At 42.7% G+C, this 16,774-nt stretch carries 13 protein-coding genes; 3 read left to right on the top strand and 10 right to left on the bottom strand.

Annotated elements, in window-relative coordinates:
* The coding region (locus ACTJKG_RS18040) for a hypothetical protein (protein WP_440739990.1) at positions 1–3,372 on the bottom strand (3,372 nt) is incomplete at its 3' end.
* 21 nt (positions 3,373–3,393) lie between these two features.
* Complete coding sequence (locus ACTJKG_RS18035) at positions 3,394–4,404, bottom strand: hypothetical protein (protein WP_440739989.1); 1,011 nt, start codon at positions 4,402–4,404, stop codon at positions 3,394–3,396.
* Positions 4,405–5,487: 1,083 nt separating this feature from the next.
* Here ACTJKG_RS18035 and ACTJKG_RS18030 point away from each other — a divergent pair.
* Positions 5,488–6,081, top strand: a complete 594-nt coding sequence (locus ACTJKG_RS18030; RefSeq protein WP_172338024.1) for a hypothetical protein — start codon at positions 5,488–5,490, stop codon at positions 6,079–6,081.
* Entirely contained in the window at positions 6,078–6,299 is a 222-nt protein-coding gene (locus ACTJKG_RS18025) for a hypothetical protein (RefSeq protein WP_172338023.1), read from the top strand. The genes ACTJKG_RS18030 and ACTJKG_RS18025 overlap by 4 nt, the downstream gene beginning before the upstream one ends.
* A 199-nt stretch (positions 6,300–6,498) precedes the next feature.
* Here ACTJKG_RS18025 and ACTJKG_RS18020 read toward each other — a convergent pair whose 3' ends face one another.
* The 5 genes from ACTJKG_RS18020 to ACTJKG_RS18000 form a co-directional block, all read right to left on the bottom strand.
* On the bottom strand, positions 6,499–6,732 hold the full coding sequence (locus ACTJKG_RS18020; protein ID WP_172338022.1) for a hypothetical protein: 234 nt from the start codon (positions 6,730–6,732) through the stop codon (positions 6,499–6,501).
* Positions 6,732–7,838: a S1/P1 nuclease gene (locus ACTJKG_RS18015; protein WP_172338021.1), complete on the bottom strand. Its 1,107-nt coding sequence runs from the start codon at positions 7,836–7,838 to the stop codon at positions 6,732–6,734. Before ACTJKG_RS18015 ends, ACTJKG_RS18020 begins: the two co-directional genes overlap by 1 nt.
* A 475-nt stretch (positions 7,839–8,313) precedes the next feature.
* Positions 8,314–10,332 (bottom strand): conjugal transfer protein MobC, encoded by a 2,019-nt coding sequence (gene mobC, locus ACTJKG_RS18010; protein ID WP_440739988.1) that lies wholly within the window; start codon positions 10,330–10,332, stop codon positions 8,314–8,316.
* Between the two features lie 4 nt (positions 10,333–10,336).
* Positions 10,337–11,578: a relaxase/mobilization nuclease domain-containing protein gene (locus ACTJKG_RS18005; protein ID WP_440739987.1), complete on the bottom strand. Its 1,242-nt coding sequence runs from the start codon at positions 11,576–11,578 to the stop codon at positions 10,337–10,339.
* On the bottom strand, positions 11,560–11,970 hold the full coding sequence (locus ACTJKG_RS18000) for a mobilization protein (protein ID WP_440739986.1): 411 nt from the start codon (positions 11,968–11,970) through the stop codon (positions 11,560–11,562). The genes ACTJKG_RS18005 and ACTJKG_RS18000 overlap by 19 nt, the downstream gene beginning before the upstream one ends.
* A gap of 1,082 nt (positions 11,971–13,052) precedes the next feature.
* On the opposite strand from ACTJKG_RS18000, the gene ACTJKG_RS17995 reads away from it, so the two are divergent.
* Positions 13,053–14,165 (top strand): WD40/YVTN/BNR-like repeat-containing protein, encoded by a 1,113-nt coding sequence (locus ACTJKG_RS17995; protein WP_172338017.1) that lies wholly within the window; start codon positions 13,053–13,055, stop codon positions 14,163–14,165.
* A gap of 212 nt (positions 14,166–14,377) precedes the next feature.
* Here ACTJKG_RS17995 and ACTJKG_RS17990 read toward each other — a convergent pair whose 3' ends face one another.
* The 3 genes from ACTJKG_RS17990 to ACTJKG_RS17980 all read right to left on the bottom strand — a co-directional run bounded on the left by ACTJKG_RS17990 (position 14,378) and on the right by ACTJKG_RS17980 (position 16,753).
* Positions 14,378–14,881: a hypothetical protein gene (locus ACTJKG_RS17990; protein WP_440739985.1), complete on the bottom strand. Its 504-nt coding sequence runs from the start codon at positions 14,879–14,881 to the stop codon at positions 14,378–14,380.
* A gap of 157 nt (positions 14,882–15,038) precedes the next feature.
* The gene (locus tag ACTJKG_RS17985; protein WP_440739984.1) at positions 15,039–15,770 is read right to left on the bottom strand and encodes a hypothetical protein; all 732 of its coding nucleotides are present in this window, start codon (positions 15,768–15,770) and stop codon (positions 15,039–15,041) included.
* Between the two features lie 92 nt (positions 15,771–15,862).
* Positions 15,863–16,753, bottom strand: a complete 891-nt coding sequence (locus ACTJKG_RS17980; protein ID WP_172338014.1) for a winged helix-turn-helix domain-containing protein — start codon at positions 16,751–16,753, stop codon at positions 15,863–15,865.
* Between the last annotated feature and the right edge of the window lie 21 nt (positions 16,754–16,774).

The raw sequence follows: 16,774 nt of genomic DNA, 5'->3' as shown, positions 1-16,774 counted from the left end.
GTCTTTATCCTTTACATTCATCAGCCGCTGGAAACCATCATATTCGTAATACGTCGTCTCGCCTTTGGCATCTGTCATGCTTGTCATACCTATCAGGGGATCGTAGGTATAGGTTGTCATCTGGGCATCCGATGGATAAAAACGCACATCATCGATTTGTGCATTCAAGTTGATCGTGTACGTACCGCCACTCACAGTAACAGGTGTTTTTACAAAAGACCAGGTCCCTGATACTTTCTGCCAATAAGTTAAGGTATAACTCCCGGCATCTAGCCCGGTTATGGCTTTGGTATAAATACTGAGATGACTGTAATGCCCCGTCTTACCATCATTCAGCGTACTGTTCCCATTTCCTTCTTCGAAACCATCATAAAATATATCATTGGATTTGGAATTTGTTGCCTGAGCTACTGGATAAACATTATTATATCCCCACTGATAGGCTTCATGGGCACCTAATGTTTTGGATTGTTCCAACAAATTACCACGAAGATCATAGTTGTAAAATTGCACTCGCTGCTCTGGTGTATAAGTTCGGGTTTGTAAAGTAACCGAATCCGGCAAGATCAGGTTCGACGGCCAGGTTTGGAAATGTGTTTTTGCAGCAAAAACAGGAGCATCGTTTAGCGTTTTAACAACTTTAACAGATTGATCAATCCGGTTTAGACTGTTAAGCGTATTAAGAATATTAATCTGCCCTCCATCCAGTCCAGTAATTGAACTTACATCTGGCGGATATTGATATCTGTATAAACTGGTCTTGCCATCGGAAGTAACTGTTTTGATCGCAGTCGGTAAAGCATGTACCGGATTATCATAACTGTACATAACAGTCTCCGTAACCGGGTTCAATCCTTGCTTATCGTAGGTAGTCGTTGTTACGGTATCAGCATAAAACCATTTACCAAATATTGAATAGGATAACGCATCAAATTGTGCTAATCTAAGCGAGGTTTCACCTGCACCGATAAGGGCCGCATTATATTTCTTATTAACCACATAGCCTTTAACCTCAAAAGCAGGAGAAGGCGCTGTTTTATAGTGCGTAGCGCTTGTTTTTATTTTAACCAGTTGTGTACCATTCTTAGCGAGTGTTGCTGTTTGAATTTCCAATCCATTCATGATTCCGAAATTACTCAACGGAGCGGAAGTTATACGCTCCCCCCAGATCACCGGGCCTGGTGTATCCTGATCCGTCAGATAAGTGTGGCTTATGCCACCGTTTTCAAAGTTCTCCCCATTGCTTTCAGTCACCTGCCGATATTGGACAGGGCTGTCCTGTAAATAGGTTGTTAATACCGAGTTGGAATATAAAGCATTATACTCACAGTTATAAACAGAAAATCCATTCCCTCCTTGACTTCCACCCGGACCAGTTGGGCCCTGGCAAACATCCTGTGTTTTAATATGCATGTAATACTCCGGCCCCGAAGAGGTAAGACCCGTAGAGAATTGATAGCCCGAACCTTCCCCGCCATAATATATTCGTTTTACAATCGGAGGATTAACGCCGCTATTATCAGCAGTAATGATCCGCAAAACCCTAACCCCGGCTTGAGGTAGGTTTGCGGGAGTGTCAACTGGATTGGTATTCCGATAATATGCAGCAGCACTTCCATACGTATTACCGCCGTAGGGAGTAATTCGGAGAGCATAGTTATGCCCTCCGGTAACCAGGGTACTATCCAGGTAACTTTCCCCTATATAGGTGGATTCTCTGATCGAAATGGTCTGTCCATTGGTCAGGTCCAGCAACTCAGTGCGTGTTTTCAGGTAAGGCAAGATATTGGGATCAGGAGTATCTTGTCCCCTGTATTCACAAGTACTCGTAATGTGAACATATTGTGAAAGCAGGGGAGTAAATGTTGACGATGTAACTGGAACTCCTGTTCTTGTACCCGAACCTAAACCACTAATATTTACATTGAATACAGGAGCTGGAGTTACCAGATTGCCAAAAATAGTATTCGATTCATAACTAATAGAATCACGTCCCCCTGTAGGATAAACAATACGTGTTAACAAACCCTTTTTTGCAAACTGCCAATCAGGTGTTCGATCTGCTAGATCAGTAGGAAAACCATCTAAGCTTTGCAGTTTTGGAATCATATAACGGTTATTGGTTTTACCGTTATAATACCCATAATAATCCTGGCTATAAGAACAACGGGAAGGCAATCCGTATACATCATCATATGCAAAAGTATGTTGATGCATCTCTGATCCGTTTCCAGAAACCTCGGAAACGGCACTTAAGAAATAACGGACATCGAGTTGATCTGCAGAATTAACCTTACCCGGTGTAGCCTTTAAATAGTTGAAATTATACGTTTTTAACAATGTAGAACTGTCTGTACTCGAAAAATATCTAATTCGGGACAGCAGGTATTCACCGTATACATCCTGCCGGGAACTATAGTCCAATTTGACATTGCCAGTAATGGATGATGTAATATTGGTTAGGTAAACAAAATGATTGGATACATAACTTTGGCAGGTTTGATCAGGAAAGTCATTACATTGCGAAGGTAAGCCGGCACATAAGGTACAACCTGACGCTATTTTACGCATCATGACCTGATTAATACCTGCCTGATATGTACTAGTACCCTGACCATATGTAAAATTGATCACCTCTCCAGTATAGGCTACAATCTTACTGAGGAACCAGGCGTTCTTAATGTATTGCGGCGAGTGCGTATTGCAGTTATTGTCATTCCGTGAACTTTCCGTAGCATTAGTGCCCCCGAAATAATATTTATCGCCATTAGATGTAGTCACCCGGAAGCTGTAATTTTCTATGTTTGGTTCAATTTTGATGTTCGAATGCGTTATTAGCCTCACCGTTCCATCAGTAATGATAAATTTGCCCGTAAAACCGCCAAAATTAAAACTATAAACATCCGGCTGGGTATCAAATAAGCCACTTTGATTTGTAGCCGATAAAAAAAAGTTTAAAAGGCTGTCAGAGGGCGTAACCAGATCTGTGGGGGGTAAAAGCGGCTGACCAAGTTCATCCGGCTGATCATAAACTACCCGGCTGATCATCCCACCAATTTCCAGATTCCAACCCATGCCCACACGGGTTCCTATCTGATCCACCTTAATACCGTTGGATGTATAAGACAAGGCTATAGGAACACTTAAGTGTCCTGCTGTATAGGTAAAAAGAGGTATCTGCTTACTAACCGCACCAGATATATTGGACGCATTGATACCGCCGTATTTACCAAGCTCAAATGCTGTCGGAGAAGGGGGAAGTATATTATTCAATTTCGTAAAATCAGCCGGGGTGAGTTGCCCTGAAGTTTGGCCAAAGCACTGCAGATAGCCCAAACTTAGAATGAGCAAAAAATACGACTTAAATCTCATATGGTAAGTTCTTGATCAGTTTTATTTTGCAATCTGTTTTTTAATCACGTCAATCTGATTTTGTAAGTCAGTTATCTTTTGATCCTTATCAATTAAATACAAAGTCAACTCCTCCACTTTCTTCATCAACAGTTTATTCATCTCTCCCAAATTCAATCCTTCTTTAGCTATGACTTGATCTGATGGTATTTCGGGTAAATGCTGATTCTGGTCGATGTATGCTTTTACTTCGCTTAATGGGCGTAACTGATAATCTTTTTTGAAAACATAATCAGGCCAGGTACCCGCTGCTTTGACAGTTACGGATGTAGCAATAACGTTTCCATTTACGGCGAATTTATATCCTTTTGTGTCAGTAATTCCGATGCCCACATTGCCTCCATTTGGATTTAAAAACAAGTTACCAAGGGTAGAGCCGGAACTTTGAATGCTTTCAATCGTTGAATAACCGTTTTGTTTTGCAGAAATTTTTAGCAGCAATGAGGTAAACCCACCTGCTCCTGTGTTTGAATTACCTATCACCACTCCTCCGGGTCCTTGAGGGTCTACGGTTAATGAAGCAGATGGAGTCGTTGTTCCTATACCAACGTTACCTCCTCCATCGATAGTGATATCATCACCGTAATACCAGGTAGCACCTGACCCAACTTTATTAAACATTCTCCGGGTACCCAAAACCATCTTTCCGGTAGCATCGCTGGTGTTACCATTACCAGCAACTGTAATAATTCGGGCTTGCCCCCAGGGGTTAGAACCGTCGGTATTTGCAGGAATAACAAATTCCAATTGCGCCCCATTGGCAAGACCTCGTCCTCCATTATTAGACTGGATGATCAATGATTTCGCATCAAACTGTGTGCTTTGATTGATAAAGGTTCCGGCTCCAACAATATGCAATAACGACTGTGGTGTAGTTGTGCCGATGCCAATGGAATTGCTTGTTGAAGTAATAGTGCCATTAGTGGTCCATTGAGCGTGTACTAATGATGAAAAGCTTAAAAATAGAAATAGTGAAAAGATCAGTTTCTTCATGATATAAAAGGGCTAAAAGTTTGATAAAAATGTATAGGCAAAATCAATCTGTATTAGATTGAAGCTAAACTATTATGTAATGAGTAAATGCTGTTTGATTGAAGCCTTCTGAAGGCTAATGGCTGGAGATTTCTTACTGTGATAATTTAGTCATATACTATTGTTCAGGTGCTTCAAATATAATTATTTATCAATTCAAACAAATAGCCTTCAATAATATTTAACATCTCATTTAAAACAATTGTTAATATTCTCTGCGAGCCGCCTGCGAACAAAACCGTCTGTGAAGGGCGAGCTTAAAAAGCGGCTTCACAGAATGCTTCACAAGAAAGTGGCGGAATGTTTGATAAATGGCTGGTGGGAGAGAACTCAAACGGTGTAACACTTTCTAAGCGGTTTACGAGAAGCAGGTGAGCCTAACATGAGACCCGATTGAGTTTAATTGTATGGAGCGTAGCGGAATGCTATTAAAGACAGAGAAAGGTTCCGTGATGCACGACTTTGCGATCTCAAATTGCATGACAGGGTGAGAGTGTAAGCATTATGAAGTATTGCACATTTTAAGATGGTGGTTATAGAGTAATAGCATATGCAATAAAAATGTGCGGACTGATGGTGCTATGGCAAAAGAAGCCTGGCGTGATATTATGATGACCAAGCCGTATCTGCCGCCGGATACACGCCAGGACTCTATGTCGGCTATGGCGCCCTGCTCACACCCCAACAATCGGATCAAAACTTATCTTTCCGCCATTGCTGGCGCGCCTATAACGGGCCGCAGGTCGCTACCCGGGGGGGGCCAGCTAATACAAAAAAAACGCAAAAAGAAGTCAATGGACTCCTGGTGGATCCGGATATCACCCCAACCGATCAATTGGGCGGTTCTCCACTCTGGCTGTCTTTATAGCTTCTAGTGCCACAGGCCATGAAACTTTTATACGATAATCTGAAATCCATCCATCCATCCATCCATCCATCCATCCATCACCTTAGACCGGCATTCACAATAAACAGCTTTATATTTTTAAATACACACCTTTATTACTAATATATTTAGTAATTTAGTTCCAAGAATAGGAAATCATGCCTGATAATAATACCTTAATAGCAGTGAGCGCCTTCTCCGGGCTTGCGGGTGCTTTACTTACCCAGACCCTAACGGGCTTTTTCGCCTATATCAGCGATAAAAGAAAATCCGGCACGGATTTGAAAAATCAGTTAAGAAATAAGCAAATCGAGATCGCAGAGGCTTATTATTTCATGACCGGCGAGACGATGGCCCAGGTAAAAAAAAACATCAATTACTGGACAAACCGAAACCGAAGCGATGCCAGTTTTGCCTATTTACAAAAAGAGATAAAAAAGCTGGATGCCCGCCTGGAACAGTTAAATACGGAAAACTGGAAACACAACCTCGTCAGCCTGTATTTTCAAGTTTCGCTCTCCCTGGATGAGATTCTCGACACCAATACCCGGACGCATGCGCTATACCTCAAAACACTCGATATTGCCGATCAACTGAACAAGGCGAAGAAAGAAGAGCAGGAATTGCTTCTGGGGCAATACAACTTAGCCATATTTGATCTGTGTGGCCAGTATGAGCTGCTCTATCAGATGCTGGAGCAGGATATGCAAAAAGTAAAAACGGCCCTGTTACACAGTTTTAAAACCACATGACCCTATTTCAATTTATCGGCTTGGCGCTGCACGAAAAGGCACAATATGTCTGGCAGGGACAGTTCCTGGCGGTACGGGAAGAGCGCGGGAAACGGATACTCCTGTATAAAGTCGATGATTATTATGCCGAAGTGTTTTATGATTTTGACAAAAATGAGCTAGTAGAAATCAGAGGGTTTCGCTCCAGGAGCATGTTGATCTCTTATCTTCACCTTTGAAGTACACAAACACGTGGGGCTTACTTATACGTTCCTCAATAAAAGTGATCATCGCTCAAACCATGCTTCTGATCCATTGCATATGGTTCATGGTCTCCTCCATACTATAGTAAGAACCATTGGCTGGATACCTGCCCTTGATGAACTTTTACGATTTTCTGTTTTATCCGGTTTATTTTTTCAATACGCCTCACAACAATCAAAGCTTCTGTAATTTTTCCGCAATAGCTTGCAGCAATCCGGTATCCGGCAGGGTTTGCGACGTACCTGTCTTCAGCGCCTGGTAATTTCCCGCCTCATCAGGCTCGAACACATAGGCTATATCAGCTATCGATACCGCAATCCGATAGGTATAACCATAACGCTGGAAAGCAGCCGGCAATTCCAGTATTTGATCCTGGTAATTGATCTCGAGGATAAACGGCTCGTTCATCAGAATTTCATCTGGCTCTTATCGGTTATGACCATCTCCGGCTTACCTTTATACTCGATTACTTCGCCGGTAACCGTCACTATTTTACCCTCCAAGCCCGCTCCTGTTGCTTTAGCCGCTCCTTTGATCGCCAGTGTCAGCGACTGGTTCGGATAAGCCGCGCCCATATTCGCTAAGATCATGCTGCCAATATCTTTAACACTATAGATCTTGCCGGTCATGCTTACCGTCTTTCCAACATACTTTGCCGCGTCTTTGGCATCGATCTGTCCTATAATCCCACTATTGCCTTTGGCACTGTCTTGCAAAGCTTGGGAAACAGGAGCAGACGGGGCCGCCTCAGCATTGAAAAGCTTGTTCAATTCACCAGCCAGGCGGATGCCAGCCTGTTCGATCCGCTGATGAATAACCGGAATATATTTTTGATAATAAGCCTCATCGATCGTCTGCCCTGGTTTAACCCCGGCATATAGCTCACTGCTGATCCGGTAGCTTTCCCATAACCATTCCATGGGACTATCTGTCTGCCATTTTTTAATTTCCACTGATGTAGCCGTATCATACTGTTTAGCCATATCTTGCAATGACAGACCTTCATGGTCAATAAGCTTGCTATCCCATAGGCTATGCAGATTGGTACCCTTATCCTCAAAACGGACCTGGACCGTATTACCACCCTTATCCTCCTTACGACTGACATGCATCGGCTGGTGAGCATCACCGATCAGATGGATCAGGTATTTCAAGGCCTCGTTTTTCTGATCGGCAGTCAGGCTTTTATCCTTTAATTGCGCCTCTGTTTTTACGATAGCTGTATATACGTTACCATCGCTTTGTGAAACAAATTTCGCAAATTGGTCGTGATTCAATCCCAATGGCAGATTGAGAAAATGCCAGGGGGCAGTGATATTACTGCGATTCTCGTCTGCCCAGGTGCTTACCTCGGCCATGCTTTCACCGCGCAAATAAGCGGAAACATTATAGGCCGTATTACTAGTTAAATGTTTTTGAGCAATGGCGGCCACAACACGGTGCCCTTTAAAGCCCCAAGATATCAGCGTCAAAATGCTTACACTGAACAATACGGTAAGAATCATTCTTTTCATGGAGGCGAATATAATTATTCCGTATCAGTCGCGCCAATCTTATTACTAAAAATATTAGCCACCCATGAAGTCTATTTTATCCTGCTCCATAATGACAAAAACGCTATTCTTTCAGCCGGCCAGCAAACATGTTAAAATCTCCCAGAAGAAAAGTGGATACAATCCAAACAACATTTCAACAATTTGATCTCATAGAAACATAACTTGTCCATAACCATCTAGCTGTTCAAGAGGAGGACGCTGGCTGGCTTCCGGCAATTGCAATACCCTGGGCATGCGATTGAGTAATCTGGTAATTATCGGGATACAATAATGGATATGAGATCTCATCAAAAAAGCCTGTTCTTTTCCGGAACAGGCTTTTTTGATAGGGGTCTGTTACGTTAACAATTTTCCAGAGCCCTAGTATATCTTCGCATTAATACCTTAGCTGAAAAAACAATGGAACTGGATAAACGTTTACCCCTTATAGGAATTACATAGACAGCGTATGTCCGGTATCATCATCCTGACCAGTTGTCTTCCCCCCGCCTTCATCCGGTGTTTGCTTCGCCTCTATTAACGCCATTTCCGAGCGGATTAGATGTCCAATATCCGCTTTAATAGACAGATAATTTTCCAGCACATCTTCTTCGGTCACCGTAGTCACTTTAGGAATCGGTTTAAAAGCCGCTTCTTCTTTGGCCATCGCCGCGTGATCCTGCCGGATGCGGGCATGGAACATTTTCAACTCCATCGGCTGATCCGGATTATCCGCCACCATACCTACAAATTCACCTGATGACAGGGTCGCTATTTTTGATGCGGGTATCGCATAATCCAGTTGAGTCGCTTTTGAAATGGAGGTATCGGTGCTATTGACGGTCATGCTGTTCTTATCCTGTACGATCTTACCAAAATTCTCAGACAGCTTTTTAGCCGTATCACCGGTTACCTGGCCCGAAATAACATTGCCGATAATTCCCGTAATCACGTCCGCCTGGTCAGCCCCATAATCTTTTTTTAGCTGGCTAAAATCCTGCACGGCAAGCGTTGTAGCCACTTTATTGCTGCGGGCCGTAGCAATGAGACCATCTATATTATTAAAGAAAATGGTCGGGAACTCGTCAAAGATCAGGCTGCTTTTCAATTGCCCCTTGCGGTTTACCAACTTAATCATACGGGATATATATAAGGACAATACGGCACCGTAAGTTTGCAATTTCTGTGGATTATTTCCCATACAAACAATTTTGGGAGCCCCGGGATTATTGATATCCAGCGTAAAATCATTACCTGATAATACATAGTATAGTTGTGGAGAGGCTAAACGTGCCAGCCCCACTTTAGCGCTGGCTACCTGACCTTCCAGTTGCGGCAGGGCATTCCGGTTATACGCTGAAATGAACGGGTTAATAAGGGCCCTTACCTCTGGCTGTGTGTTCAGGATGGGAAACAATTCATCATAATCCGCTTGCATCAGTTCGATCACATGCGGTAAAGTGCAGTATTTACCTTCCTCATATCGGCGCAGGTACCAGATGATCGCCGTCAAAAAGTTGATTGGGCTCTCGACAAAAAAATCACCTTGTTTCTTGATCCATTCGCGGTTTAGTCCCAACAGGATCGTTAGACTGGCTTCGGTCGCATCGGTGATATCATACATACTTAGCGGGTCAAGTGGGTTGCAGCGATGCGTACGGCACAGGTCGTCAAAATTGATGAGGTAGAAACGCGGCTGGACCTGGTAATGATGATGATATTTCAGCAACGTATTATAAACGATCTTGCTTAAATCGTCAAACTTAAAATCATACAGAAACATCGAAAAGCCTTTTTTGATGTGCTGGTCTATGATATGACGTATAATAAAGTAGCTTTTCCCCGCACCCGGTGTGCCCGCCACCAGTAACCCTCTAAAGGGATTGATTACATTGATCCAGCTCTCCCTAACCTTACCTTTTAAGTTATATTTTGCAGGCAGGTTAACCGAATATTCATTTTCCAGCTTGCGCTCCTCCTGGGGAAAAGTTTCATTATCCTTATTAAAAATATCCTTGTCCAGCTTTTCCCGCAGCAATCGTGTCACCCAGACCCCACCGGTCATGAAAAGCAAATAGCCAGTGGCCGTCAATCCCATGTAACAGATGGCAACCAAATTCAACCTGGCAGGCAGGTAAAAAGCCAGTATGCTGATCCAATAGATCAACAGCCCGCTCAACAGACAGGCCATGCAGCTTTTCCAGTTCAGCCTTTCCTCTTTTTTGCCTTTCACACCGATCAGTGAAATGACCAAGCAAAGCAAGCCGGCAAGCTTAGGCCGCCACCAGTTGATAAACAAGCCCGTCCTGGCGATATTGCCAACTATACGATCCGTAATGGCAGCCGTCCAGTGCCAGCTTTCAAAGGCCTTATAACAGCTTGTATAAAAATGAATGGCCAGTATAAAAATACTAATCAGCCGGGTGAACTCAATGATCTTACGCAGGCCCTGGCTATCTTCTCCCGTTTGCATCGCTTTATAGGTTTAGTCCCTGATCCTGTTGTTTGTCTTTGCGTCGCTTCTTCTTTCGACCGACGCTTGGCGCCACTTGTGCTTGGTTAGAAACTACCGATAATCGCGGTATCCAGCGGAGTTGTTGCTCTGCCTCTTCTTTGAATTGGCTAGCCGGTATTGGCGATGGCGATAAACATCGTGGTTTATCGACGGAGCCAAAGCGTTCCAGCAAAGCGTTCGCGCCATAACCCTTGCCCAGATCGCTGCCATTGAATACTGTTCGGTTGCGGTTATCGATGAACGTCACCCCGTAAGTGAAGCCCTGCGCATTACTGCGGAACAGCACAGTGATGTTTCGCTCACGCAGCTCCCGGACAAACGTATTTTTGGTCAGACCGTTATGGTTTTTAAATACCTGTTCGATGGCTTTCTTCAGCGGCTCCCGGTATTGCCGCCGTCTTCCCTGGTTGCGTTCAAATTCTTTTTGCAGATTAACGAGCGTTGGCTTGTTATAAATAGCACTGGCTTTGATCGGTACACCGACCTGCCGGCCCTTCCCGTCGATGAGACTGTACAGCAGTCCTCCCTTTTTCCGCATCACCGTCTGCTCGCCTCCAAGGTCGGCTACCACATTGAACTGCCGCAATACCGCGTTGAATTCCGCCAGCGAGGTAAAGCGATAATCCTGGATCACCGCACTCACCACCTGCGTGATCACTCTTTTGGTCGGCGTCTTGCCATAGTGAGCTTTTTCAATAGCGGCGGGCTTAATGGTGAACCGGTCACTCAGCGTTTTGCCTTTGGCTTCTACCAGGTCATACTCTTTTTCCAGGGCTTGCCGCGCCGGTTCGGATAAGCGCCAGCCGATACCATGCGTGTCTATACGGCGACCATCCGATTGCACATTCACCGTAGCGATGTGCACATGTGTATGAGCAGCATCGGTGTGCTGGTAAACCAGATACGGCTGATCGCTGAAACCGATTCGCTCCATATAAGCCATACTGATCAGCTGCAGTTTTTCCGCGTTCAGTTTATCCTGAGGGTCGAAGTTCAGTGAGATATGTATCGCGTTTGTCTTTACGCGGCTGTTGAGTATGGTCAGCTGTTCAAATCGCTTCAGCTTTTGCTCAAGACTGAACTGACTGATATCTCCCGCGAAACCGCTGGCTAACAAAAGCCGTGCTTCACCCTTAGTCACTTTATTTTCGTTGTAGTGCAGCATCCCCCTGATATTTTTTCCGTTCACGAATCTTGCAACCATTTCGCGGCTAAAGCATTGACAATTCTTAATAACTCTTCGGTCTTTTGCCCTACTTGCTGGTATAACCCCGCGGTCTTTAAAGCATAAAAGCCTTTCTGCGCATCAGTCCGGCTTTGATGAAAATACCGGGTCTGTTGATTGATGTTGATGCCGACGGCCTTCAGTTCTTTGCGAATCAGGGCCAGCTGCTCCATTGGCGCGTTCATAGAAACGTCGACGTAAAAGCATTTGATGGGCTGATCTGACAGGATCATCCGCGCTACTTCGCCAATGCTTTGGTAACCGCTCTCTTTCATCAACTTCTCCAGCTTTAGAAATACCTTTTCGGTCACCCGCACGATGATGGGATGGCTCAGTATTTCTTCCGGGTTCTCTAACTTTTTCCTGGGCATGATAATAGTTTTTAAATGCTCTTCCAGACGGCACGAGTTCCGAGCGCCGGCCTGACCGTAAGGGCAGCAAGATGATTTTCGTATACGAAAATCCATCTTGCTGCATTCTGGCGAATGCAGAAAATGACCTTACCACCAGCATTTGAATACCTTCGGCTTAACGATTTTCGTTAATATTTGGATTTTTGATCAGCGGTGTGAACGACCGTAATAATTTGCGGATTTGTTGCCGGGGATGTTCGCGAAGTTGTCTGACTCTACGAGAATAATTACTATTGGAAGCAGCGGTCTGTTGACCATTTGTAGTAGGTAGTTTGTTCATGACCATGGGTTTAATGATCAAAGATGAGATGCCTAGATAAGCTTAATTCGCAAGGCAGACGGTAAGTGCGAATAATTATTTAAATAGGAGAAAACTCACAAACTGTTTTCCAAATTCCATAATACACATATATTGGAAAGCCATAGAGGTGCCAGGCGGCTCAATCAACTGGCGGACATACTCAACAGGCAACGGCCGCTGGTGCAGCTATTTCATCCAGAAAAACAACCATTTTTGCAAAGCGCTTTCCATTAGGTACAACTTGACAAAGGGGCAAGTAGTGGCTTTTGGTGACATTCCCACGTTTCAATAAGTTTCCCGTCGCCTGATACAAAAAATCCGTTTCATTCACTTAAGCGCAATAAAACTTGCAAATCTTCCAAAAAACGGTTCGAAATCTGTATCGTCGGGAGTACAAAGCCTCGATACTGGCGTATCGGGGATTTTGTTTTTATGGTGCGGTGATAAGACTGACCATGGGCTAAATTTCTGATATCTTCTTGGGTGTTTTCTACCGGTTCGATACCCACTTCTGAATATCGTTATTTTTTACATTAGTAAAATTGTAGGTTTTTGCCATATGATGTCTCCATCTTCATATAGGCTCTCTAACATCGAAAGCGCCTTTACAACAGAGCATTTTTCGACCATAATACATTCCATTTACTATTTATTTACAAAGTTTACATTTTAATTTACAATCCTGATTACTTAAGCCGAAAAACATCAAAGTAGATTTGTTGCATCAAATTTATAGGACATGAAAAATAAAAAATTGAAAAAATTATTTGTGTTTGTTCCGGCCACCCTCCTGGTATTATTTCTCCTAAACTCTTTTGTACTAAAAGAAAAGGAAGCGGGGAAGAAAACAACAGCAGGGACTAAATCAGGGCTTGCAAACATCGTTTTCAGATCTACTGATGGCGGACAAACATGGCAGGACATTAGCAAAGGGCTGCCTGAAAAATTGCAGAAAGAAGGTGTGTGGAGTCATGGTTTATTTGCAAATGACCGTGGGCTCTATTTGCGTACCGGTAATGGGGTTTATCACAGTGAACCAAATGCCACAACTACTTTTTGGACAAAAGAGATCTTCCCTGGTGAACAGCGTGAGATTGCCCCTGGCAAGAATGGGATATTTGTATATAGTTTCAGGGGACAGTTTTTACAAAAGATAAACGGAAAGAGTGATTGGTCGCCCATGTACACAAATTTTCAAGAGCAGGCCGTACGTCTTAACAGAACGATAGATTGGATGTACACGAATTATAAAGAGAAACAAGTATCCAGCGTTTTTGAAACTACGGGAGGCACAGTTTTCATCGGCTCCAACAACGCCCTTTTTAAATCCACCAATAGTGGAAAAACCTGGAAATATGTGCATGTTGTAGGCTGGGTAATGAAAATGGTAGAGTCAAACGGTGTACTCCTGGCTGCCAGCACACAGGGAATATTAAGATCGACCGATGATGGTGAAAACTGGGATCGTGTGATTAGTGAAGGGGGTACTGGTGTCGCCGTGGAACGTATTGATGGAGGATTTGCTGCTATAGCCTACAACATGATAACCCAAACCAACACCATACACATTTCACTGGATAGTGGAAAAACCTGGAATGACATAGGTGAAGAACTTCAGCCTTCTTGGAGTAGTTTATTAATGAAAAAAATAGGAGGGCCTCAATATTCATTGAATATTTCATCAATCAAACAAGTGGGTAACTATTTAATATGTGGTCGCTCAGATGGTATATTCCGATCATCAGATATGGGCAAAACATGGAAACTGCTACTTCCATCTGTAGAAAATAGAGGCTTCAATTTATCTGTTTCAGGCAACGTGATTTATGCCATACCAAATAAAGGATGTTGAAAAATTCCAAGTCCTATAATACCTACTCATAAAAAGGGCTGTTAGTGGTATCAGTTTTATATTCAATAAACGTTTGGATAAACAGTTAAACGCATTAAGACTTCTAAATCCTCAATAAAGTGTTTGGAAATCTGTATCGTCCCGAGTACAAACCACCGATACTGGCGTATCGGGGTTTGTTTTTATGGTTCGATGATAACACTGGCTATGGATTAAGATATATTAGTATTCCGTTGCGTCCAAAGCCAATCACCTGATTCTATTAAATTTGTAGATTCCCGGTAACCGGTCCAAACACCTTTCATACTTTTACCAGACAATCCCAGCTTTAGTTGGAATGAGCCGTGAAACCGGGATTTCCTATCCGGATGATACCATGTACCCGTAATAAATCTATTATCTATTATAATAGCTTTTATTCTTAATGGTTCGTTTAATTCAACCAGCTTTAGTAACTCATGATTTTCTGCGTCAGGTACGTTATATCCGTAAATTGTACCGAGTCTTTTTACAACATTTATGGCCTCTCTATATGTAACTAACTCACCATTATGGCTCATGGTAAATTCCACATGCCATAATCCTTCTATATCTGCTCTTTGTGGCAAATCAATTTTTGATAAAAGTTTGCCTAAACCTTGAACTATTGACTCACTAAAAAGAGCTGAAACAATTGCTGATATTAAAATGCCTGTGATAAGCGTAAATGTTGCCACTAATTGATTATTGAATATTAAAGTTTAGAATCTAAATATAAGATAATGATGGTAAAAAATAGTAAAGCATAATTTAAATATAAGATTAAAGCATAAAGGATGTTTGAGCGTAAAACTATTCAACATACGCGTGCGCCAACAGAGAGAAGCGAGGGCTTTATGCCATCGTTCTATATCTTTCTTCTAAGTGCTTTCCCTTATCAAAATTTTCTGCTATTATGTCATCAAGAATTTCGGAAAGGGAATACTTCAATTTCTTAGCCATAGGTTTCGCATCATGAACAAGAGAGTACACATTTAGCTTTTTATCAGTGGCAAGATAGTTCCCATCTTTCAGGTCATAGAAAGCGTAAAATTTTCGGTTATTAAAATCGATATCAAATATATCTTCAGGGTTCAGTTTACTTTTTATTTGATCATCAAGCCCATCATAAAATAGATCCAAATCGGAAGGCGGAAACTCGATCCGGGTACGTTCGAGATGTTGACTCTGAACTCTTTTTAAATCAAACTCTTCGATCTCATAATTTGAATTCTCTATCCTTATTCCAGCTAATAGATTTTCTTTAATCAGGAAATCAACACTTGTGTAATCATTCAATTTTTTTGAAAAAATTCGCTGACCGGAAAGTTGATAACTCGTTCTACGCTTCTTGAATTCTCTATGCCCATTTTCATCATAACCAATGGTTATAAACATAAACCCCGGAAATAAAATCCAGTCGCTTAAGCCGTAGAGCCGGGTTCTTTGGCGTTGCTCTTTTAATTCTTGATAGTCATCCGGTAAATTGGTAATCAAAGTATCTACTAAAAGTGTCCACTCCTGCCGCTGAATCTTAAATTTATAGGGTGGAAATATTTGTCCTATTAGTTTCTTTAATCCTTTCATTATATTCAAAATATGGCATGCAAGTTTGCTCTTTGCTGGCGCACGCATGTCGCGTGCTCGTGTGCCAGCACAAGGCTTGGGTGAGGCTGTTGTTAAGAGCTAATTTCCAGCTTATATCCTTTACCGCGTATAACAACAATATTTATATCAGGATCTGGCTCCAGTTTTTTTCTAAGTTTTGATATGAACATATCTAAACTGCGCCCCACAATAACACCTTCGTCTTCCCATATCTCTTTTTGCAGCCGGGCTCTCTCTATAGTCTCGTTAGGAGATAACGCGAAAATGAACAGCAAACGTGTTTCTGTTCCGGTCAAGTCAATTGTTTGTCCGTTTATGATGAGCTTCCGGTTCTTTTCATCGAATAACACCGAGCCCAAAGTGAATATATTAGTACGCTGATCGTCAGCCAGAGCTCTCCGGGGCTTAGCAGATCTCAAAAAAATGAAACCAACAAATGCTAAAAATGGCAAACTGCCCAGCAAAAATTCATTCTTTACTATACTTATGCCCTTCGGTTTGAATTTGATGTTGATCATATAACGTGCTTTGGGCTGCTCTCTTCCTATACATGCCACGATATCATCTTTTTTATTTTTTGATATAGCGTATCCATAAGCCACACTGGCGTTGTCACTGTTCAAAACGTTGACAACATAATCACCTGCAAGGGGGTCTTTGGCTAACAAACGCCGGGTAGTATTCACCAGGGAGCCTGGTTGAAAAGTAAGCTCACGCTCAAACCTGATCTGATACTCATTTTCGGCGATCTTTTTTACCGGAAGCACTCTTGACGTACTGTCGCCCGACTGTAAGAGTAATTCATGTCCGATCCTGCGGAGCAAAATCTCCCTCCTGGCGATATCAAAATCGTCATTGCCGGTCATACTGAAAGCCACGCAAATTATTGGGATAAACGAGAGCAATATCAATCCGAACATGTACTTGCGTTTTCCCGGGAGGAGATTTCGGATAAGATGCATAGTGTCAAGTTTTTATTTACA

Source organism: Mucilaginibacter sp. 22184 (assembly GCF_052045695.1).
GTDB lineage: Bacteria > Bacteroidota > Bacteroidia > Sphingobacteriales > Sphingobacteriaceae > Mucilaginibacter.
Note: the sequence above shows the minus strand (reverse complement) of the source record. Positions and strands in the feature narration are given on the sequence as shown.